The organism is Variovorax dokdonensis, assembly GCF_030316895.1.
In the GTDB taxonomy this organism is placed as follows: Bacteria; Pseudomonadota; Gammaproteobacteria; order Burkholderiales; family Burkholderiaceae_C; genus Variovorax; species Variovorax dokdonensis.
Genome location: NZ_JASZYV010000004.1, coordinates 154,050 through 176,149, shown reverse-complemented (window position 1 = coordinate 176,149; position 22,100 = coordinate 154,050). Strand labels below are relative to the sequence as shown.

General features: G+C 66.2%; 18 protein-coding genes and 1 riboswitch. Of the genes, 14 read left to right on the top strand and 4 right to left on the bottom strand.

Annotation, left to right across the window (positions count from 1 at the left end; translation table 11 throughout):
• Positions 1–120: 120 nt before the first annotated feature.
• A complete protein-coding gene (locus tag QTH91_RS19355; RefSeq protein WP_286661773.1) occupies positions 121–570 on the top strand; it encodes a PACE efflux transporter in 450 nt (149 codons plus the stop codon).
• 48 nt (positions 571–618) lie between these two features.
• Positions 619–723, top strand: a riboswitch (S-adenosyl-L-homocysteine riboswitch).
• 21 nt (positions 724–744) lie between these two features.
• A complete protein-coding gene (metH, locus tag QTH91_RS19350) occupies positions 745–3,495 on the top strand; it encodes a methionine synthase (protein ID WP_286661772.1) in 2,751 nt (916 codons plus the stop codon).
• Here the strand turns inward: metH and QTH91_RS19345 are convergent, their stop codons facing one another.
• Complete coding sequence (locus QTH91_RS19345; protein ID WP_286661771.1) at positions 3,496–4,521, bottom strand: DUF1839 family protein; 1,026 nt, start codon at positions 4,519–4,521, stop codon at positions 3,496–3,498.
• A 459-nt stretch (positions 4,522–4,980) separates the two neighbouring features.
• Here QTH91_RS19345 and QTH91_RS19340 point away from each other — a divergent pair, with 459 nt between their 5' ends.
• Genes QTH91_RS19340 through QTH91_RS19320 form a run of 5 tightly spaced genes read left to right on the top strand, consistent with a single transcriptional unit; the run spans position 4,981 to position 11,006 of the window.
• A complete protein-coding gene (locus tag QTH91_RS19340; protein ID WP_301334689.1) occupies positions 4,981–5,607 on the top strand; it encodes a sugar transferase in 627 nt (208 codons plus the stop codon).
• Entirely contained in the window at positions 5,601–6,827 is a 1,227-nt protein-coding gene (locus QTH91_RS19335; protein ID WP_286661769.1) for an acyl-CoA dehydrogenase family protein, read from the top strand. Before QTH91_RS19340 ends, QTH91_RS19335 begins: the two co-directional genes overlap by 7 nt.
• Positions 6,828–7,694 (top strand): class-II aminoacyl-tRNA synthetase family protein, encoded by an 867-nt coding sequence (locus tag QTH91_RS19330; protein ID WP_286661768.1) that lies wholly within the window; start codon positions 6,828–6,830, stop codon positions 7,692–7,694.
• Positions 7,695–7,744: 50 nt separating this feature from the next.
• Positions 7,745–10,402, top strand: coding sequence for a glycosyl hydrolase 2 galactose-binding domain-containing protein (locus QTH91_RS19325; protein WP_286661767.1), 2,658 nt, complete (start codon positions 7,745–7,747; stop codon positions 10,400–10,402).
• Between the two features lie 19 nt (positions 10,403–10,421).
• Complete coding sequence (locus QTH91_RS19320) at positions 10,422–11,006, top strand: serine O-acetyltransferase (RefSeq protein ID WP_286661766.1); 585 nt, start codon at positions 10,422–10,424, stop codon at positions 11,004–11,006.
• A gap of 7 nt (positions 11,007–11,013) precedes the next feature.
• Here QTH91_RS19320 and QTH91_RS19315 read toward each other — a convergent pair whose 3' ends face one another.
• From QTH91_RS19315 to QTH91_RS19305, 3 genes are read right to left on the bottom strand one after another with little or no spacing between them, the layout of a single operon-like run.
• Positions 11,014–12,216 carry an amidohydrolase family protein gene (locus QTH91_RS19315; RefSeq protein WP_286661765.1) on the bottom strand — a complete coding sequence of 401 codons (1,203 nt, stop codon included), beginning with the start codon at positions 12,214–12,216 and terminating at the stop codon, positions 11,014–11,016.
• Between the two features lie 2 nt (positions 12,217–12,218).
• Positions 12,219–12,941, bottom strand: a complete 723-nt coding sequence (locus QTH91_RS19310) for a TetR/AcrR family transcriptional regulator (RefSeq protein WP_286661764.1) — start codon at positions 12,939–12,941, stop codon at positions 12,219–12,221.
• 55 nt (positions 12,942–12,996) lie between these two features.
• Entirely contained in the window at positions 12,997–13,770 is a 774-nt protein-coding gene (locus QTH91_RS19305) for a ferredoxin--NADP reductase (protein WP_286661763.1), read from the bottom strand.
• Between the two features lie 332 nt (positions 13,771–14,102).
• Between QTH91_RS19305 and QTH91_RS19300 the strand changes: the two genes are divergently transcribed.
• From QTH91_RS19300 to QTH91_RS19270, 7 genes are all read left to right on the top strand, one after another.
• Positions 14,103–15,740 carry a 6-hydroxynicotinate reductase gene (locus QTH91_RS19300; protein ID WP_286661762.1) on the top strand — a complete coding sequence of 546 codons (1,638 nt, stop codon included), beginning with the start codon at positions 14,103–14,105 and terminating at the stop codon, positions 15,738–15,740.
• 21 nt (positions 15,741–15,761) lie between these two features.
• Entirely contained in the window at positions 15,762–16,781 is a 1,020-nt protein-coding gene (locus tag QTH91_RS19295) for a UPF0280 family protein (protein ID WP_286661761.1), read from the top strand.
• A 21-nt stretch (positions 16,782–16,802) separates the two neighbouring features.
• Complete coding sequence (locus QTH91_RS19290) at positions 16,803–17,444, top strand: amino acid synthesis family protein (RefSeq protein ID WP_286661760.1); 642 nt, start codon at positions 16,803–16,805, stop codon at positions 17,442–17,444.
• Positions 17,445–17,470: 26 nt separating this feature from the next.
• Positions 17,471–18,055 (top strand): amino acid synthesis family protein, encoded by a 585-nt coding sequence (locus QTH91_RS19285; RefSeq protein WP_286661759.1) that lies wholly within the window; start codon positions 17,471–17,473, stop codon positions 18,053–18,055.
• Positions 18,056–18,133: 78 nt separating this feature from the next.
• A complete protein-coding gene (locus QTH91_RS19280; protein ID WP_286661953.1) occupies positions 18,134–19,336 on the top strand; it encodes an ABC transporter substrate-binding protein in 1,203 nt (400 codons plus the stop codon).
• 40 nt (positions 19,337–19,376) lie between these two features.
• A complete protein-coding gene (locus QTH91_RS19275; RefSeq protein WP_286661758.1) occupies positions 19,377–21,332 on the top strand; it encodes an ABC transporter permease in 1,956 nt (651 codons plus the stop codon).
• Entirely contained in the window at positions 21,329–22,093 is a 765-nt protein-coding gene (locus tag QTH91_RS19270; RefSeq protein ID WP_286661757.1) for an ABC transporter ATP-binding protein, read from the top strand. The genes QTH91_RS19275 and QTH91_RS19270 overlap by 4 nt, the downstream gene beginning before the upstream one ends.
• Positions 22,094–22,100: the final 7 nt, after the last annotated feature.

The window sequence follows — 22,100 nt, the reverse complement described above, 5'->3', positions numbered from 1 at the left end:
CAATTTTATTGAATGAAACTGACTTTTTATATCAGCCAACAGCAAATAAAGTCCAGTCATGCCCTGTCGGCCTTGTGGCCACCTGACAGGCTCTTTTTCTTTGTTCGGATGTTTCGCCTCATGCAAGGACTCAAGCGCAAGCTCGTCTACGTCACCCTTTACGAAGTCATCGCGATCGTTTGCGCGACGGTGGGCTTCGCCCTCATGTCCGGCAAGGAAGTGAGCGAAGCCGGTCCGCTTTCGGTGATCTGCTCGGTGGTGGCGGTGGCATGGAACATGGCGTTCAACTCGATGTTCGAGGCCTGGGAATCGCGCCAGGCCACGCGCGGGCGCAGCATCGGGCGCCGGGTCGCGCACGCCATCGGCTTCGAGGGCGGTCTGGCGGCCATCCTGGTGCCGGTCATCGCCTGGTGGCTGGGTGTGTCCATGTGGGAGGCGCTGGTGATGGACATCGGCCTGATGATCTTCTTCCTGGTCTACACGTTCTGCTTCAATTGGGCCTTCGACCGCATCTTCGGCCTGCCTGCTTCAGCGTTGCCGGCCGGTGGCGCGGCGCAGAGCGCCTGCTGAACTTGACCGCATTCGCCGCGCCGGTCGCTTTGCGCCGGTAAAATCCGCAACCCCAAGGAGCGTTGCAGCGGCGCCGCCGGAAGCTGGACTCGCAGAGCCAGCCCAGGCCGCCGTCAGGCTTGGGGTTGCCAGATCAAACGACGCTCGCCTGTCCGAACCGTTGCAGGTGAGCCCATGAGCAATTCCTCCCTTTCCCCCGCCGCCCCCCCGATGAAGCTGTCCGGCCTGGAGCCGGTCGAGATCGGCGCGGGCACGCTGTTCGTCAACATCGGCGAGCGCACTAACGTCACCGGCTCCAAGGCCTTCGCGCGCCTGATCCTCAACGGCCAGTTCGAGGAGGCCCTGGCGGTGGCGCGCCAGCAGGTCGAGAACGGCGCCCAGGTGATCGACATCAACATGGACGAGGCCATGCTCGACAGCAAGGCCGCGATGGTGCGCTTCCTGAACCTCATCGCCAGCGAGCCGGACATCGCACGCGTGCCGGTCATGGTCGATTCCTCGAAGTGGGAAGTGATCGAGGCGGGTCTGCGCTGCCTGCAGGGCAAGGGCATCGTCAACTCCATCTCGATGAAGGAGGGCGTCGAGAAGTTCAAGCACGAGGCGCAACTGGTCAAGCGCTACGGCGCCGCGGCCGTGGTCATGGCCTTCGACGAGGTCGGCCAGGCCGACACCTTCGCGCGCAAGATCGAGATCTGCGAGCGCGCCTACCGCGTGCTGGTCGACGAGGTGGGCTTTGCGCCCGAGGACATCATCTTCGACCCCAACATCTTCGCGGTGGCCACGGGCATCGAGGAGCACAACAACTACGCGGTCGACTTCATCGAGGCGACGCGCTGGATCAAGAACAACCTGCCGGGCGCCAAGGTGTCGGGCGGTGTCTCCAACGTGAGCTTCTCCTTCCGTGGCAACGACCCGGTTCGGGAGGCGATCCATACCGTGTTTCTCTACCACGCCATCCAGGCGGGCATGGACATGGGCATCGTCAATGCCGGCATGGTGGGGGTGTACGACGAGCTGGAGCCCACCTTGCGCGAACGCGTCGAAGACGTGGTGCTCAACCGCCGGCCCGACGCCGGCGAGCGACTGGTCGAAGTGGCCGAATCCGCCAAGGGCGCGGCGCGCGACGAAAGCCGCAAGAACGACTGGCGCGGAACGGCCGATGCGCCGGTGTCGGTGGCCCAGCGCCTGAGCCATGCGCTGGTGCACGGCATCACCGACTTCATCACCGAGGACACCGAAGAGGCTTACCAGGGCATCCTGAAGCAGGGCGGGCGCCCGCTGCACGTGATCGAAGGCCCGCTGATGGACGGCATGAACATCGTGGGCGACCTGTTCGGCCAGGGCAAGATGTTCCTGCCTCAGGTGGTCAAGTCGGCGCGAGTGATGAAGCAGGCGGTGGCCCACCTCATTCCCTACATCGAGGAAGAGCGCCGCCAGGACGAGGCCGCCGGCCGCGACGTGCGCAGCAAGGGCAAGATCGTCATCGCCACCGTCAAGGGCGACGTGCACGACATCGGCAAGAACATCGTCACCGTCGTCTTGCAATGCAACAACTTCGAAGTCGTGAACATGGGCGTGATGGTGCCCTGCCACGAGATCCTGGCGCGCGCCAAGGTGGAGGGAGCCGACATCGTCGGGCTCTCTGGCCTGATCACGCCCAGCCTGGAAGAGATGCAGTACGTGGCCGGCGAGATGCAGAAGGACGAGCATTTCCGCCTGCGCAAGATCCCGCTCATGATCGGCGGCGCCACCACGAGCCGCGTGCACACGGCCGTGAAGATCGCCCCGCACTACGAAGGCCCGGTGGTCTACGTGCCCGACGCCTCGCGCAGCGTGAGCGTGGCGCAGAGCCTGCTGTCCGAGCAGGCCGCCCGATACATCGACGAGATCAACGCCGACTACGAGAAGGTGCGGCAGCAGCACGCCAACAAGAAGCAGGTGCCCATGTGGCCGCTGGCGAAGGCGCGCGCCAACAAGACCCCCATCGACTGGACCGGCTACACGCCGCCCAGGCCAAAGTTCATCGGCCGCCGCGAGTTCCGCAACTACGACCTGGCCGACCTCGCCAGGTACATCGACTGGGGCCCGTTCTTCCAGACCTGGGACCTGGCCGGCCCGTTCCCCGCCATCCTCAAGGACGAGGTGGTGGGCACCGAGGCGGTCCGCGTGTACGCGGATGGGCAGCGCATGCTGAAACGGCTGATCGAGGGCCGCTGGCTGACCGCCAACGGCGTGGTGGGCTTCTGGCCGGCCAACACGGAGCATGACGACGACATCACGCTCTACACCGACGAGACGCGGCAGCAAAAGCTGCTCACCTGGTGGGGCATGCGCCAGCAGACCGAGAAGCAGATGATCGACGGCGTGATGCGCCCCAGCCGCTGCCTGGCGGACTTCGTGGCGCCGCGCGAAAGCGGCGTTGCCGACTACGTCGGCATGTTCGCCGTGACCGCCGGCATCGGCGTCGACAAGAAGGAAAAGTTCTTCCTCGACGACCTGGACGACTACTCGGCCATCATGCTCAAGGCTTTGGCCGATCGACTGGCCGAAGCCTTTGCCGAAGCGCTGCACCAACGCGTGCGCACCGATCTTTGGGGCTATGCGCCTTCCGAGTCGCTGGGCAACGAGGAACTGATCGGCGAGAAGTACCAGGGCATCCGACCGGCGCCCGGCTATCCCGCCTGCCCCGATCACAGCGTCAAGCGACCGATGTTCGAGGTGCTGCAGTGCGACCAGATCGGCATGGGCATCACCGACAGCCTGGCCATGACCCCGGCCGCCAGCGTGAGCGGCTTCTATCTGAGCCATCCGGATGCGACGTACTTCAACGTCGGCAAGATCGGCCACGATCAACTGATGGATCAGGCCGCGCGCCGCGGCGAGAGCGAGTCGCAGCTGGAGCGGCTGCTGGCGCCGAACCTGTAGTCAGGCGTCGTCGCGCGCCGTCTCGAAGTGGCGGTGCAGCGCCGCCATGCCCGAATCCCACAGGCCGATGGCCGTCGACAGGTGGGCCAGCGGATCGAGCCGGCGGCCGGACGCCACGGCGCGCGCGCCCAGGAAGATCAACGACTTGGCATCGCCCGAGATCCGCGTGAACGCCTGCGCGGCGACCGGGCACTCTGGCTCGCCATCATCGCCAAGCCACTGAAGCGAGCTGGCGGCCAGTTCGCACGCGGCGCCCATTTGCCTGATGTTGGCGAACGCCCAGTCGTTGTAGTGCTCCAGGCCCAGCGACTGCAGTTGCGGCAGGACCTGCGAAAAGTGATGCGCGAACTTCTCCACCGGGTTGCCGTGGCTGGCTCGCCTCAGATGCTTGCGCCACAACGCCCGGCTCTGCTTGCGCAACGCCTGCGGCGACTTGTGGCTTCCTGAGCCGTCGAAGCGAACGATCTCGGCATAGGGCGGCAGCTGGGTTTCGTCGGGCGGTGCGTGCAGCCGGAAGAGGTGCTCGAAGTCCTCCCCCGAAAGCTCGAAGTAGCCGGCGTTGTGAAAGTAGCCGAGCCGGCGCGCCGACATGTCGATCGACTGCAGGACGATCGACGTCTTGCCGTGCTTTTCCCGGTAGCCGGTGCCCTGGGTGTCGGGCAGCCAGAAGGAATCGACGTCGGCAATGACGTATCGGCCCAGTGCCAGCTGCGTCAGCGCGTGCTCGACAAGGGGGAGCCATACCGTCAACTCGTTCACCCGCGCGCCGTAGAGATCGCGCAACTCGCCCAGCGGGGGCTTGAAGAAGGTCCACTGATCGCCCTCGAAGTCGATGTCGATCACGAAAGGCAGCATGGCCTGCGGAGCCAGTCCGTTGGCGTGCAGCAGCTCGATCCAGTGGTCGGTGTAGCAGTTCTTTTCGGTCCATTCCATGGATTCGCCATGAAGCGGGTGCCGCACGTAGCGCGCGGCATCGACAAGCATGGGTGCGCGCGCGCGGCGGGCATCTTGAGAAGCCTGGTTCATCGCTGTTTTTGACCCTCCCTGATGGCCATGGATGTGCTGGCCTGAACGCGTGTGGACTTTGCCGAATCGCCGCACAAATTTTCGAAGCGGAATGTATCACGTTGAAACTTAATTCATTACATCGAAATTGGGTTGCCTATAAGGCCAAGGACTCCTGATAGCTGGAATTAACGTTAATTATCAATTGAGCCAAAAAACGACCTCGAAACATCGAGTTACGCTCTTATTTCCCACGTATGTTGCAATCCAGTTGGGTTGGCATTTAATTTCACAACTTTGGATGAACAGGCATCTAATCGTCAATTAATGTTGGCCATTGCCTTGTGCGACAAGGACGTTGTGGAAATATAAAAAGTGTCGCGAATAAATTTTCAGCTCAATTGTCCAGAGGATATTCACAATGGCGAGGTTGGGTCGGCGCGAGATGATTTTCTAGGCCCACTGATTCCTGTCGGTCAATTGAGGGAAAAGAGTCGCATCCAACTGGGTGTCAAGCGGTGTGTCGATGTCCTCGGTGTCTTGCTCATATTTGCCATTGTTTGCCTTCCCTACCTCGTTGTCGCGCTTTGTATTTTGATCAGCATGGGTCGACCTGTTCATTATTGGCAGATGCGAATCGGAAAAAGCGGGCGGCCCTTTCGCTTTTACAAGTTTCGCTCAATGGTAAAAAACTCGGCCGTAACATTGGATGAATATCTTGAAAAGAATGAGTTCGCCCGTCAGGAGTGGCGGGAGTTCCAGAAGCTCAAGAACGATCCGCGCATCACGCCATTCGGCCGCTTCATTCGCCGCTTCGGCATCGACGAGTTTCCCCAATTGCTCAATGTGCTTCGGGGGGATATGAGCCTGGTCGGCCCTCGTCCCTGCATGGAGCGCCAGCGCACGCTCTATGCCAATGGTTGGTCCCACTACTGCGCCATGCGTCCCGGCATGACCGGCCTCTGGCAAGTCAGCGGACGAAATCTCCTGCCCTATTCCAAACGTGTCGAACTCGACGTGAATTACGTGACTAATTGGTCTCTCTGGCTAGATCTCAAGATTCTTCTGCGCACTTTCCGGGTCGTGCTTCGGGGTGACGGATGTTGAGCGTCGTCGAAACCCCGACCGAGCGCGCAGGCGCAGTGCGCCTCGAGGTAGCGACCGGCGCATCCGACGGCGTCGACATGCTGCGAGCCGCCCAGCGCATTGCGCGCGAAGTGGCCGCGATCCACGCACCGGACGTGGACGCCCAGGCGCGCTTTCCTGCCGAGGTCCTCGAGGCCCTGCAGGCCGAGCGCCTGCTGTCCGCGCCATTGCCGCCGGCCCTTGGTGGCGCAGGCCTCGGGCTGCGGCAGTTGGGTGACATCGTCAGTGCCCTTGCGGAAGGCTGCGCGTCCAGCGCCATGGTCCTGGCCATGCACTACAGCCAGGTTGGCTGCCTGATGCGCCACGGCCGCCACGACGCCATCGTGGCCTTCTTGCGCGAACTGGGGTCCCGGCAATTGCTGGTGGCGTCCATCACCTCCGAAGTCGGAACCGCCGGCGATACCCGCCGCAGCCTATGCGCGCTGCGACTCGAGGGCGAAAGGTTCTCTCTGGAAAAGCGTGGCACCACCGCGTCCTACGGCGAACAGGCCGACGCGTTCCTGGTGACCGCGCGCGTCAATCCAGACGCCGCCGAAAGCGATCAGGTCCTGGTCCTGGTTCGCCGTGGCGACTTCTCGTTGACGCGCACCACCGCCTGGGACACGCTGGGCATGCGCGGCACCTGCAGCCCGGGCGTGCACCTTCAGGCCACCGGCGCTCGCGGACAGATCTTTCCGCTGCCGTTCGCGGACATCGCGGCCCAGACCATGGTGCCCTACGCCCACATCCTGTGGTCAGCGGTGTGGACCGGCATCGCGGCGTCGGCGTACCGCAAGGCCGCGGGCTTTGTTCGAAGCCAGGTGCTGAGTTCGCCCGGGACGATGCCGCCCGCGTCCGCAAGACTGGCGGCGCTCAGCCGTGGCTTGCAAGTCATGCGCGATGGCTGGACGTCCGCCGCCAACGATTTCGATGCCCTGGTCCTGCAAGGTCGCGATGCCGACGAGTGCGCCGGCCTGCGCTGGGCCATCCGCATGAACAACCTGAAGATCAGTTCGTCGGAAGCCGCGCCGAAGCTGGTGCACGAGGCGTTGCAGATCATCGGTGTCGCGGCCTACCGGAACGGCGGGCCGCTCGGCCTGGGGCGCGAATATCGCGATGCGCTGTCCGCGTCTCTGATGATCTCGAACGACCGGATCGCTGCGGTCAATGCGTCGCTGCTGCTGATCTCGAAGGAAGCCTGAATGCCCGCACTTCTCGACGCGCAGGCGCTGCACGATCAGCTCGCGCTCCACGGCTTGATCATTCCTTCCGGGTTGCCCGGTGCCTATGGGCGCGGTGCCGCGTTCGAGCACGTCATCGAACGCTTCGATGCCCTGGTCATGCGCAGCGACGAAGGCAAGCGCGCGCAGCGCATGACGTTTCCGCCGATCGTCGCCCGCGAGATGGCGAGCGCCGCCGCTGCCGGGCAGCGCTGGGAGCATGGGCTGGACATCACGGACGGCATGCTCGTCCCTGCTGCGTGCTACCCGGTGTACCCGACGTTCAGCGGCCTGCTGCCGCAGGGCGGGCGCACGGTCACCGTCCTGGGATGGTGCTATCGACACGAGCCGTCCATCGAGCCGACGCGACTGCAGTCCTTTCGCATGCGGGAGTTCATCCGGGTGGGTGCGCCCAGCCTTGTCGAAGCGTGGCGCGACGCTTGGCTCGACCGAGGCATTGTGCTTCTCGAAAGCCTTGGCCTGGATGCTCGCAGCGACACCGCGAACGATCCGTTCTTCGGCCGCAGCGGCCGCATGCTGGCGCAGAGCCAGAAAGAGCAACGACTCAAGTTCGAGATCATGGTGCCGGTCATGCGGGACCGCGCGCCCACCGCGCTGTGCTCCTTCAACTGGCACCAGCAGCACTTCACCGGCAAGTTCGGCGTCGTCAACCACGACGGCGAGCCAGCCCACACCGCATGCCTGGGATTCGGGCTCGAGCGCATGGCGATCGCGCTGTTTGCGACGCACGGCTTCCGGCTACGCGACTGGCCCGCGTCGGTGCGCGCGCTGCTCGAGATCGATGCCGCCATCGACGATCCCGCGGGTGCGGTGGTGAAGCAGGCTTGACATTGGGACACGGCCCGAATTTCCGTCATACATACAAATCAGGGGGAATCATGAACATCACCACCGTCGATGACGACGCGGTTGCGGCACGGGTCAGGGCCGTGCTTGCCAAGCACGGCCGGCTGTCGCAAGACATCGCGAGCCTGTCCGACGATGCCAGCTTGAGCGAGGCAGGAATGACCTCGCATGCCAGCGTCAACGTCATGCTGGCCCTGGAGTCGGAGTTCGGAGAGATCCCCGATCACATGCTCACGGGCCCGGACGGACCGCGCGATGGTTGGATCGGCATCGCTCGCGCGCAGCCGGTGGCCGCGGCGCTGGCGGAGCTTGGGCAGTTCTCCCTCGATGCGCCGGCGCGGGATTTCGACGACGAGGTGGCCTGGTACCGCGCCGAGTTCGACGCGCCGGCAGACCCACCCATCTCGCTGGCGTTCGACGGACTCGCCAGCATCGTCGACATCTGGCTCAATGGTGAAGCGCTGCTTTCGAGCGCCAACATGTTCCGCCGGTGGGAGGTGCCCTTGGCCGGCCGCCTGCGCCCCAAAGGCAATCTGCTGCTGCTCCGCTTCGACGCGCTGAACGCGCGCCTGCGCGAAGCCCGGCCGCGTCCGAGATGGCGTGTGCCCATGCTGCAGCAGCAGCAACTGCGGTGGTGGCGCACGACCTTGCTCGGGCGCACGCCGGGCTGGTCGCCGCCAGTCGCCGTGGTGGGGCCCTGGCTGGCGATCCGCCTTGTGAGTGCCGATGCGCGACGTCTGGAGGTGATCAGGCAGCGCGTCTGGCTCGATGGCGACGCGGGTCGCTACCAAGTCGAGATTGCCATGTCGTGTATGCCGCGGCAGGCCACCGTGCGCCTGCGTCGCGGCGGCATCGAGGCGCAGGCGCCGTTCGTGGCTTGCGTCGCGCCGAGCGAGGCGGGTCCGCTCGAAGCCGGCGAAGGACCGGCATTCCGGCTCCAGGCCAAGGTCTCGGTCGCCCAGGTGCAGCCGTGGCGGCCGCACACCCACGGCGAGCCGGCCTTGTACGAGGCCTGGATCGAATGGACCGATGGGCAAGGCGAGTCGCACCGTCACGAGCTTGCGCACATCGGATTTCGGCAGATCGAGATCGATCGCGGCAACGACGGCTTTGCCGTGCGGGTCAACGGCGCCCAGGTGTTCTGCCGCGGCGCCTGCTGGACACCGCTCGACCCGCTGCGGCTGCGTGCCGAGCCGCAGGCGTACGACGCGGCCATCCGTCAGCTTCGCGATGCAGGCATGAACATGGTGCGCGTGGTGGGCGCCATGGTCTGGGAATCGGCCGCGTTGTTCGAAGCCTGCGATCGGCATGGCGTGATGGTCTGGCAAGACCTGATGTTGGCCAACATGGACTATCCGGGCGAAGACCTGAACTTCGCGCACGACCTGCATGCGGAGGTGACTCAGCAACTGCACGCGCTGCAGGCCCATCCGAGCCTCGCGCTGGTCTGCGGTAGTTCCGAGGTTGAACAACAGGCCGCCATGTACGGCGCGCCTGCGCAGTCCTGGCGGCCGGTGCTCTTTCATGAGGTCGTGCCACGCTGGGTCGCGCAGGCGCTGCCCGACACTGCCTATTGGCCGTCCAGCGCCAGCGGCGGCGACTTTCCGCACCAGCCTGCGCAGGGAACCTGCTCCTATTACGGCGTGGGCGCCTATCGGCGCGGGCTCGACGACGCGCGCCACAGCGGGCTGCGCTTTGCCAGCGAGTGCCTGGCCTTTGCCAACATTCCTGCGGACGATGCGCTGGCGCGCATGCCGCGGCGCGGCGCGGTCGGGCCGCACTCGGTGACATGGAAGTCGCGCGTGCCTCGCGATCTGGGCGCAGGTTGGGACTTCGACGATGTTCGCGACCACTACGTCGAGCATCTGTTCGGCGAATGCGCGCAAGCCCTGCGCGCCACCGATCCCGCGCGCTACCTGGCGCTCGGGCGCGCGGCCAGCGCCGAAGCCATGAGCCGCGCCTTCGTCCAGTGGCGCGCCAGCGATTCGCGATGCGGCGGCGCCCTCGTCTGGTTCCTGCGCGACCTGTGGCCCGGGGCAGGCTGGGGCCTGCTGGATGACCAGGGCGAGCCCAAGGCCGCGTTCCGTGCGCTGGCACGCGTGCTGCAGCCGATCTGGCTGGGCTGGATCGACAACGGCCTGAACGGCTTGGAGCTGCATTGGGCGAACGAAGGCGCAGCGCCGGTCGATGCCACCGTGGAGGTCCACGCGTGGCGCCACGGCCGGCAACCGGCCGCGCGGGGTGCACAGCCACTGCACATGCCGGCACGCGGGCGCGGACGCATCGCGCTGTCGGCGATGCTCGACGGATTCATCGACCTGAACTGGGCCTATCGCTTCGGCCCGGTGCCTGCCGAGCTGGTGCGGGCCAGGCTGCTGGGCACCGACGGCCGGGAACAGGCCAACGCCTTGCACTTTCCCCCGCATCTGATCGCCAGACGCGGCGCAGTCGGACTGGCGTGCCGCAGCAGCGAGTTGCCCGATGGCGGCATGCAACTGCACCTGTCGACGCAATCGGCGGCGCTGGGCGTGCACTTCGACATCAGCGGCTGGGTCCCGAACGACGAGTACTTCCACATGGAGCCGGGCGAGGAAAAGGTCGTGACTCTGCGGCCGCGCTCTGCGGGCGCACGCCCGCTGTGGAACGGGTGCGTCCTCGCCCTCAACACCCATGAAATCCTGCCGATCTGAACCGCCCCTTTTGCAAGACATGACTGAAGACCGACTCACCTGGGCCGAAACACGCGCCCTCATCCGATCGGACATGGAACGCGTGGTGCAACACCTGCGTGCCGATTCGTTCCAGCACCGCTGCTTCTACATGCTGCTGCCCGGCTTCCAGGTGCTGCTGTGGCATCGCATCTCGCGCTATCTGTACCTGCGCGGCCATCGCCAATCGGCGCGATTGATCTCGCTGGTTGCGCTCTACGCGACGGGCGCCGAGATTCCCCCCACGTCGTCGCTGGGGCCTTCGGCATTGATTGCGCACGCCCATGGCGTGGCCGTTTTTGCTCGGGCCGGCGCGCGGCTGACGATCTATGGGCAGGGTGGCTTTGGCGGTGGCTTCGGCGAGGACGACATCGGCGCCGGCCCCGGCTATGCCTGGGTGGGCGACGACGTGACGATGGCCTTCGGCGCCCGTGCCTTCGGTGCCGTGCGCATCGGCAATGGCGCCAAGTTCGGGCCCGGTTCACAGACGACGCGCGACGTGCCGGCAGGCGCACTGGTCATGTGGCCGCAATCGCGGATCATCGGTGGCGATCCGTCGCCGGAAGGCGCCACCGGCGCCCCGTGAACAAGGTTCAGTGCGCGCTGCCCGCCACCACCGGCACTTCGGTGGCCGGCGGGGTGTTGCGGCTGCGCCCGCAGCGGACGATGCCGTCGATCATCACCATGCCGATGCCCGGGATGTCGCCCAGTTCGACGCTTTCCAGCAGCGTCTTGCCGGCGGTGTGCTGGGCGCGGTCCATGAAGACGAAGTCGGCGGCGCGGCCCACTTCGATCAGGCCGCAGTTGAGGTTGCGGATGCGCGCCGTGTTGCCCGTGGCGAAGCAGAAGGCCAGTTCGGCCGGAATGCCGGCGATGGACGACAGCATGGCCACCATGCGCAGGATGCCCAGCGGCTGCACGCCCGAGCCGGCGGGGCCGTCCGTGCCGAGGATGATGCGGTGCGGGCACTTCAGGTCGAGCGCCGCGCGCGCCGCCTCGATGGCCACCTTCTCGTTGCCGTTGTGGACGATCTCGATGGCGCGGCTGCTCTTCTCGCACAGCTCGCAGACATGCGCCACCGGCAGCGAGGTGTGGCCTCCGTTGATGTGCCCGATGACGTCGGCGTCGGCTTCGAGCACCACGTCCTTGTCGATCAGACCCGAGCCGGGAATCGATGGGCCACCCGTGTGGATGGTGCTCTGGATGCCGTACTTGCGTGCCCAGGCCACCATCTCCTTGGCCTCGTAGCCGGCCTTGACCGAGCCCAGGCCCACTTCGCCGAGCAGGCCGACGCCGGCCTCGGCCAGCTCCTTGAAGTCGCTCTCGACCATGCCCTTCTCGATCACAGGGGCGCCGGCGAGCACCTTCACGCCGCCCGGCCGGAAGTTGTCGAACGCACGCTGTGCGGTGATGGCCAGCGCCTTCAGGCCGACGATGTCCTTGGGACGGCCAGGCAGGTGAACCTCGCCGGCCGAGATCATGGTGGTGACGCCGCCGTTCATGGTGGAGTCGATCCAGCCCAGTTGGCCCTGGCGTGGCGTCCAGTCGCCGAACACCGGATGCACGTGGCTGTCGATCAGGCCCGGGGCCACGCAGGTCCGGCGCGCGTCGATGACGGTCTTGGCGCCCTCGGTATCGCAATCCTTCTCCTTGCCGAAGGCGACGATCTTGCCGTCGTTCACCACGATGGTGTCGGCGTCCAGGATGGGCTGGTCGATGTCACCCGACAGCAGCAGGCCGATGTTGCGGATGACGACTTTTCCGGATGGTGTGTTGCCTGCTGCGGGTTCTGCCATGGCTATGCCTCGATCTGAGCGTTGCTGGGGGGTGGTGGAATGTCTTCGGCGTTGCCGGCGTCCACCGTGCGCAGCACCGATTCGATGACGAAGTCTTCCCAGTGCGCGATGGCATCCGGGTTGTCCAGCGACTCGCCCATGAATGCGCTGAGCGTGTAGCGGTTGGACATGTAGAAGTAGCCGGTGCTGGCGATCAGCAGGTACAGATCGCGCGCGGCCACGTCGCGGCGGAACAGGCCTTGCTCGGCGCCTGCGGCCATCACCTGCCCGAGAAGGCCCAACGCCTGCGACGAATACTCCCGCGCCCGCATCGACTTGGCGATGTGCTTGCCCTTGTGCAGGTTCTCGGTGTTGAGCAGCGTCACGAACTCCGGGTTGCGACGGTAGTAGTTCAACACGAAGCGGATGAAGGCCGTGAGGGCCTCGACCGGCTTGGCAAAGTCCAGGTCGATCGCAGCCTCGGCTTCGTCCATGCGCCGGTAGGTGTCCTCCAGCACGGCGATGAACAGCCCTTCCTTGCTGCCGAAGTAGTAGTAGATCATCCGGTCGTACGAGTTGGCGGCCTTGGAGATCTTCTCCACGCTGCCGCCGTCGTAGCCGTACCTTGCGAACACCTTGGTGGCCGCGCGCAGGATGGCGTCGCGCGTGGCCTGCGCCGCGGCCTCGCGCACTCCGGTGCGCCGGGTGGGGGCACCCTTCTTGCGAGCAGGCTTGGCGGTGGGCATGGGCGGTCTGGCGTTGCTGTGGGCGGTTGAAGGTGCCGGCGTGCGCTTCAGCGCATCACTTCTCGGCGAAGGCGCGCTCGACCACGTAGTCGCCAGGCGTGCTGGTGTTGCCTTCCTTGAAACCGCGGCCTTCCAGGATCTCCTTGAAGTCCACCAGCAGGCCCGGGCTGCCGCAGAGCATGACGCGGTCTTCCTTGGGGTCGAGGGGCGGAAGGCCCAGGTCGGAGGTGAGCTTGTCGTTCTCGATCAGCTCGGTGATGCGGCCCTGGTTGCGGAATTCCTCGCGCGTGACGGTCGGGTAGTACAAAAGCTGCTGCGAGATCATTTCGCCCAGGATCTCGTGCTTGGGCAGATGGTCGACCACCATGTCGTGGTAGGCCAGCTCGTCCACCTGGCGCACGCCGTGCGCGAGGATCACATGCTCGAACTTCTCGTAGGTTTCCGGGTCGCGGATGATGCTCATGAAGGGCGCCAGGCCGGTGCCGGTGCCGAACAGGTACAGGCGCTTGCCGGGCAGCAGGTAGTCGATCAGCAGCGTGCCGGTCGGCTTGCGGCCCACGATGATCGTGTCGCCCACCTGGATGTGCTGCAGCCGCGAGGTGAGCGGGCCTTCTTCCACCTTGATGCTGAGGAACTCGAGGTGTTCCTCGTAGTTGGGGCTCACGATGCTGTAGGCGCGCAGCAGCGGCTTGTTGTTCACCTTCAGGCCGATCATGGTGAAGTGGCCGTTGGAGAAGCGCAGGCTCGGGTCGCGCGTGGTGGTGAAGGTGAACAGGCGGTCGGTCCAGTGGTGGACCGAGAGAACGCGTTCTTCGTTGAAGGCACTCATGGCGGATGCTCGCTGGTTGAATATCGATCAGTGGTGTCGGGGTCGGTGGACGCCGGGCGCTGGCAGCGCCAAGGCGAAAACCGGGGAGGCGGCTTGCGGGGCGCGCACCGCGGGAGCGGGGGCGCCCACCGCGGGAGCGGGGGCGCCGGCTGGCTCCTGACCCTCGATTGTCGCGGCTTTGCGCGCCGCCCGGAAAATCACCATTGCATGCCCTCGACGTGTTTGCTACATTGCATTCAATGTAGTGTTTGCCACATGAAAGTTCGGTGGATGCTACACACACGATCTTTTCCGCGCAAGTCCGCAAGCAACAAGCCAGCGAGAACGCCCCGATGACCGAACACACGAAGACCGACGGATTGCCCGGGATCGACCTGCCCACGCTGCAGGCCAATGCAGAACTGCGCTCGGTGCCGCGCAACGAGCGCATGAGCGTACAGAAGATCGAGTGCAACGCCTGCCCGGTGCTCTGCCAGATCTCCGAAGGCCGCACCGGCGCCTGCGATCGCTACGCCAACCAGGGCGGCGCCCTGGTGCGGGTCGATCCGGTGGTGCTGCTGCGCCGCGAACTCGACAACCCCGCGCCCGCCCTGGTGCCCTTCGTGCAGCCGGCGGCGGACGACGCCGCGCAGGCGCAGGGCGAGCAGGCCGTGCCCGCCGCCATCGATCCCGACTGGAGCGGCGACCTCTTGCTGGCCGACCAGGTCTTCGTCACCGGCGTCGGCTCCTCCACCACCTACCCCGACTACAAGCCAGCCCCCTTCATCGTGGCGTCCAAGGCGCAGGGCGTGGACATGGTCACCGTGGTCACCGAAGGCATCTTCAGCTACTGCAGCTTCAAGGTGAAGATCGATACCGACCGCTTCCTGGGCGCCGAGCAGGCGAACGTGCGCTACAAGGGCGAGGTGGTCGGCCACGTCACCACGGCCGAGTACGGCTCGCAGATGCTCTCGCTCGGCGGCGTCCACCACCTCACCGGCGGCAGCAAGAAAGAAGGCCGCATGACGGCCGAGCTCATGCAGCTCCTGGGCAACAAGCAGGCGGTGGAATGCACCATCGACGGCGGCGCGGCGCTGGTCATCCAGGCCGGCAAGCCGCCCATCGTGAACGGCGTCGAAGAGCAGCGCATGCGCGTGGGCTGCGGCTCGGCGGCGGTGGGCATCTTCGCCAGGCAGTTGGCCGAGCATTGCGACGAGGTGGTGGTCGTGGACGATCACATTACCGGCGTGCTCACCGAACACCAGGCCGGCCGCTGCCTGGGCATGACGCCTTCGGGCATCCAGATGCGCGGGCGCAAGTCCACGCCGGGCCGCTACTTCCAGGTGGCCAATCCGGGCAATGGCTGGGGTGGTACCGACATTGCCGACCCGCTGTCCATCATCGAAGGCTGGGAAGAGGGCGTGGCGCGGCCCGGCCTTCGCATGCTGATGACATCGACCACTGGCGAACATGCGCAATGGTTCGTGCTCGACGATGAGCTACGCCCTGTGGAGCAACCCATGCCGGCCGAGGTGCGCCGCGTGGTCGAGCGCATCGGCGAGAACTGCGAGCCCTCGATGTGCACCGTGCTGTTCCTCGGCGGAGCGGGCGGCAGCCTGCGGGCCGGCGTCACCGAAAACCCGGTGCTGCTCACGCGCTCGATCAAGCAGGCGGTTGTGAACGTCACCTGCGGTGGTGCGCCGGCCTATGTGTGGCCGGGCGGCGGCATCACCGTCATGGTGGACGTGATGCGCATGCCCGACCAGAGCTTCGGCACCGTGCCGACGCCGGCCATCGTCGCGCCCATCGAGTTCAGCATGCGGCTGTCCGACTATGTGGCGCTCGGCGGTCATGCCGAGCATGTGATGTCGCTGGATCAGGCCCTGGCGCGCGGCGCCTGGCACAACGACGGCGCCCCGCAAGCGCGCCGTTGGGCGGTCATCGATCCGTCCAATCCCTGGCCCTTGGGCCACGCACCCATGCTGGGCTAGGACGCATCGACCGCCCGCCGCATGTCTGCGCGACGCACTCCGCTCGACGGCGACCCACTGGGCCGCTGGCACTTCCAGCATGGGCCGATCGACATCGTGGCTCAGGCCGAGGGCGATCCGCGGGCCCTGGCCCGCGCCCACGAAGCAACCTGGCTGCGCTTCGAAACCATCCTCGACGAACTGGTGGGCGAGTTGCGCCTGCTGCGGCGCCCGGTCGCCGAAACGAAAACCGAACAGGCCTTCCGCGGCCCCATCGCGCGTCGCATGTGGCTCGCGTGCGAAGCGGCCAGCGCGCCGCTGGGCCATGCCTTCATCACGCCGATGGCGGCGGTGGCGGGTTCGGTCGCGCAGGAACTCATCGCGAGCTACGACATGCCGGGCATCGAGCGTGCCTGGATCAACAACGGCGGCGACATCGCGTTGCATCTGGCGCCCGGGCGGTCGGCGCGCGTGGGTGTGTTTGCAGACCTGTCGCGTTTCGACCTGCGCGATGCCGGACCGCTGGCGGTGGACGGCAGCTTCGAGATCCACGCCGCCATGCCGGTGCGCGGCGTGGCAACCAGCGGGTGGCGCGGACGCAGCTTCTCGCTGGGCATCGCCGACAGCGTGACCGTGCTCGCCGCATCGGCTTCGCAGGCCGATGCGGCCGCCACCCTGATCGCCAACGCCGTCGATGTGAACGATGCCGCCATCCGCCGCCTGCCTGCATCGCAGTGCAAGGACGACAGCGACCTCGGCGATCTGCCCGTCACGGTGGACGTGGCACCGCTGGCACCCGAACAGGTGCGTCGTGCCCTGGAAGCGGGCATGCAGTGCGCGATCAGGTTGCAGCAGGCCGGCGTGATCCATTCGGCTGTGCTCGCCTGCCAGGGGCAGTGGCGCATCGCCGAGGCCGGCGACGGCCCGTCCATGCTGGCGCAACCCGGGTCTGCCGCATTACCAAGCGGCGGATCTTCCGAACACAATGCAGCCCAACGGTGCGAAGCGGTCCACGAACAAAACATTCGGCGTTCACTTCATCTTGGTTCAGTATTTGCTTAACGAAAGCAAGGCCCTCTACTCATGATCGACATCCGACGCGTGTTCACCCAGGTTGAACACATTCACCACGAATTCGGCCCACCGCCGCCGCAGCCCCTCATCCGGGGAGCGATCGGCGCGGTGTTGACCAATCCCTTCGCGGGCCGCTACGAGCCCGACATCCTGCCGATGATGAAGCTGCTCGAGCCCGTTGGCGTCGACATGGCCCGGCGCCTGCTCGCCGCGATGGACGTGCCGGTAGAACGCATCGCCACCTACGGCAAGGGCGCCATCGTCGGTGCCGCCGGCGAGCTGGAGCACGGCGCGCTGTGGCACGTGCCGGGCGGCTACGCCATGCGCGAACTGCTGGGTTGGCAGGGCGATCGCAACGCCTACCGGCAGGGCAAGGCGGAAGAGAAAACGGGGCAGCCGGCCAATGCGCTGGCCATCGTGCCTTCCACCAAGAAGGTGGGCCCGCCCGGCGCCGCGCTCGACGTGCCGCTGACCAACATCAACGCCAGCTACGTGCGCGGCCAGTTCGACGCCTTCGAGGTGCGCGTGCCAGGCGCACCCGCGGCCGACGAGATCGTGTTCATCCTGGCCATGAGCACTGGCTACCGCGTCCACGATCGCGTGGGCGGCCTGCGCGCCGAAGACATTTCCAAATGGGACGGGCTGCGCTGAGCCCGCAGAACAAGGAGCCAATCCAAATGCCAGCAGACATCCGAAAGATCGTGGTCCAGGTGGACGAAACCCGCAAGGAAATGGGCAAGGACATCGAGCCGCCGACGCGCCGCGCGGTGGCCATCGCCGTCATCGCCAATCCCTATGCCGGCCGCTACAGCGAATCGCTCGACGAGCTGATCGCCATCGGCGAAGAACTGGGCGCGTTGCTCGGCCAGAAGGCCGTGAAGGCGCTGGGCATCGAGCCCGGCGCGGCGCACAGCTATGGCAAGGCCGCCATCGTCGGAGAAGCCGGCGAACTCGAACACGCCGCGGCCATCCTGCATCCGAAGCTGGGCGCACCGCTGCGCGTGGCGGTGGAAAAAGGCGCGGCACTGGTGCCATCGGCCAAGAAGCGCGGCACCCTGGGCACCGCGATCGACGTGCCGCTGGGCCACAAGGACGCGGCCTTCGTACGCAGCCATTTCGATGCGGTCGAGGCACGCGTTTCCGATGCGCCGCGCGCGGGCGAGATCGTCGTGGCCGTGGCCGTGACCGACAGCGGCCGGCCCTTGCCACGCATCGGTGGCCTTCAGGTCGGCGAGATCAAGGGCGAAGACGGCCTGCGCTAGCGAGCCGCGCCACCGCACACCCGTACATTCAGCGATTTCATTCATTCATCTGCAACCAGGAGTCCTTCGATGAAGACCATGCGCTTTGCCTTGCGAGCCGTCGCGTTCGCTTCCTTTGCCGCTGCCGTGGCCGTTGCGCACGCACAGGGCGTGATCAAGATCGGTGAAGTCAACAGCTACAAGGCGCAGCCGGCCTTCCTGGAGCCCTACAAGAAGGGCATGGAGCTGGCGGTCGAGCAGATCAATGCCAAGGGTGGTGTGCTCGGCAAGAAGATCGAACTGGTGATCCGCGACGACAACGCCAATCCGGGCGACGCCGTGCGCGTCGCCGAAGAACTGGTGTCGCGCGAACAGGTCGACCTGCTGACCGGCGCTTTCCTGTCGAACACCGGCCTCGCGCTGGCCGACTTCGCCAAGCAGAAGAAGGTGTTCTATCTCGCAGGCGAGCCGCTCACCGACAAGATGACCTGGCAGGGCGGCAACCAATACACCTTCCGCCTGCGTCCCGGCACCTACATGCAGGCCGCAATGCTGGTGCCCGAGGCGGTCAAGCTCAAGAAGAAGCGCTGGGCGGTGGTCTATCCCAACTACGAATACGGCCAATCCGCCGTGGCGGCGTTCAAGACGCTGATGAAGGCGGCGCAGCCTGACGTGGAGTTCGTCGCCGAGCAGGCCACGCCGCTGGGCAAGGTCGATGCCGGCAGCGTCACGCAGGCCCTGGCCGACGCCAAGCCTGATGCCATCTTCAACGTGCTGTTCGGCGCCGACCTGTCGAAGTTCGTGCGCGAGGGCAATACGCGCGGCCTGTTCAAGGATCGCGCCGTGGTCAGCGTGCTGACCGGCGAGCCCGAGTACCTCGACCCGCTCAAGGACGAAGCGCCCAATGGCTGGATCGTGACCGGCTATCCCTACTACGGCATCGACACGCCCGCGCACCAGGCCTTCCTGAAGGCCTACGAAGGCAAGTTCAAGGACTACCCGCGTCTGGGCTCGGTGGTGGGCTACACCATGATCATGTCGGCCGCGGCCGGCATCGCCAAGGCCAACAGCACCGAGTCGGACAAGCTTGTCGCCGCCTTCAAGGGGCTGCAGGTCGACTCGCCCTTCGGCAAGATCAGCTACCGCGCCGAAGACCACCAGTCGACGATGGGCGCCTTCGTCGGCCGCACCAAGAACGATGGCGGCAAGGGCGTGATGGTGGACTACACCTACCTCGACGGCGCGGACGCGCGCTTCCAGCCCAGCGCCGAGGACGTCAAGAAGTCCCGCGCAGCGGACTGACGCACAACGCCAGCCAGCCTCCAGGGAGTCCTAGCAAGCCATGAGTTTTTCCGGCCTCATCGTCCAGCTCCTCAATGGGCTGGCTTCCGCGTCGTCGCTGTTCTTGGTGGCGGCCGGGTTGTCGCTGATTTTCGGCGTCACCCGGATCGTCAACTTTGCGCATGGCTCCTTCTTCATGGTGGGCACCTACGTGGCCTACACGCTGGCCGAGCGCATCGGCGGCATGGGCTTCTGGGTGGCGCTGCCGCTCGCAGCCCTAGCCGTCGGCGTGCTGGGCGCGGCGATCGAGATGCTGCTGCTGCGCCGCATCTACAAGGCGCCCGAACTCTTCCAGCTGCTGGCGACCTTCGCGCTGGTGCTGGTGATCAAGGATGCCGTTCTGTGGCTCTGGGGGCCGGACGAACTGCTCGGACCGCGCGCGCCAGGCCTGCGCGGTTCGGTCGAGATCCTCGGGCGGCAGTTCCCCGCGTATGACCTGTTCCTGATCGTGGTCGGCCCGCTGGTGCTGGGCCTGGTCTGGCTGCTGCTGACCCGCACCCGCTTCGGCACCCTGGTGCGTGCCGCCACGCAGGATCGCGAGATGGTCAGTGCCCTGGGCGTGAACCAGGCCTGGCTGTTCACCGCCGTGTTCGCGCTCGGCGCGCTGCTGGCAGGGCTGGGCGGTGCATTGCAATTGCCGCGCGAGCCGGCGCACCTGGAGATGGACCTCAACACCATCGGCGCCGCCTTCGTGGTGGTGGTGGTGGGCGGCATGGGTTCGCTGCCGGGCGCCTATGTCGCCGCGCTGCTCATCGCCGAGATCAAGGCCATCTGCATCTGGCTGGGCGTGGTCGAGATCGCGGGCATGTCGATCTCGTTTTCCAAGGCCACGCTGGTGGTCGATTTCATCGTCATGGCGGCCGTGCTGGTCTGGCGTCCGTGGGGCCTGATGGGCCGCGCACAGGCGCCCAGCCGCTACGTCGGCATGCAGGAAGAGCCGCTGCGTCCGGCAGGCAGGAGCTACATCGCGTCGGTGGGCATGCTGGCGCTGTTGCTGGCGGCCATGCCGATCCTGACGGCCAGTTCGCCCTACACCACGGTGCTGCTCATCGACCTTCTGATCGCGGCGCTGTTCGCCGCGAGCCTGCACTTCATCATGGGGCCGGCCGGCATGCATTCGTTCGGCCATGCCGCGTACTTCGGCCTGGGCGCCTATGCAGCGGCGCTGCTGGCGCGCTCGGCGGGCTTGCCGATGGAGCTCACGCTGGTGCTGGCTCCGGTGGCAGCGGGCCTGGGCGCGCTGGTGTACGGCTGGTTCGCGGTGCGCCTGTCGGGTGTCTACCTGGCCATGCTGACGCTGGCCTTCGCGCAGATCACCTGGGCCGTGGTGTACCAGTGGGACGACTTCACCGGCGGCAGCAACGGCCTGACCGGCGTTTGGCCGTCCGACTGGCTGGCGGACAAACGCAACTACTACTGGCTCACGCTGGTGCTGGTCGGCCTGGGCGTCTGGGCGCTGCGCCGCATCCTGTTCTCGCCCTTCGGCTATGCACTGCGTGCGGGGCGCGACTCGGTGCTGCGCGCCGACGCCATCGGCATCGACGTCAAGCGCATGCAGTGGGCGGCCTTCGTGGTCGCCGGCGTGGCAGCCGGCCTGGCCGGGGCGCTGTTCGCTTATTCCAAGGGCAGCATCTCGCCCGAGACGCTGGCGGTCGGCAAGTCGGTCGACGGCCTGGTGATGGTGCTGCTTGGCGGCATCCAGACCCTGGCGGGGCCGGTGGTCGGTGCCTTCACCTTCAGCTGGCTGCACGATACGGTGGCCCGCAACACCGACTACTGGCGGGCCATGCTGGGCGGCATCATCTTGCTGCTGGTGCTGCTGTTCCCGCAGGGCATCGCGGGGTCGGTCAAGCTGATTGCGGATCGCTTGCGGGGCCGCAAGGACGACGTGGCGGCCGACAAGGCTGCCGAACAACCCATGCGCGCGAGCGCCGCCGCCGGGGAGGTGGCACGATGAGCCTCTTGCAAGTACGCGACCTCGGCAAGTCCTTCGGCGGCGTCAAGGCCGTCGACGGCATCACCTTCGACCTGGCGCCCGGCGAACTGCTGGCGCTCATCGGACCGAACGGCGCCGGCAAGTCGACCACCTTCAACATGGTCAACGGCCAGCTTCGTGCCGACCAGGGCTCGATCCGCCTGTCGGGCACGGAGCTCGTTGGAAAGAAGCCGCGCGAGATCTGGCGCCTGGGCGTGGGCCGCACCTTCCAGATCGCCGAGACGTTCTCGTCGCTCACCGTGGTCGAGAACGTGCAGATGGCGCTGCTGTCCGACGACCACCGGCTCTTCTCGATGTGGCGCCGCGCCGCCGACCACAAGCGCGACGAGGCGCTGGCGCTGCTCGACCAGGTGGGCATGAAGGCGCAGGCCGACCGGCCATGCAGCGTGCTCGCCTATGGCGACGTCAAGCGTGTGGAACTGGCCATCGCCATGGCCAACTCGCCCAAGCTGCTGCTCATGGACGAGCCCACTGCCGGCATGGCGCCCAAGGAGCGCAACTCGCTCATGGCGCTGACCAAGCAACTGGTGGTCGAGCGCGGCATGGCGGTGCTCTTTACCGAGCACAGCATGGACGTGGTCTTCGCCTATGCCGACCGCATGATCGTGCTGGCGCGCGGGCGGCTCATCGCCGAGGGCAAGCCACTGGAAATTCGCGACCATCCCAAGGTGCAGGAGGTCTACTTCGGCACCGGAACGACCTTCGAGAAAAAGGCGGCCTGAGCATGAG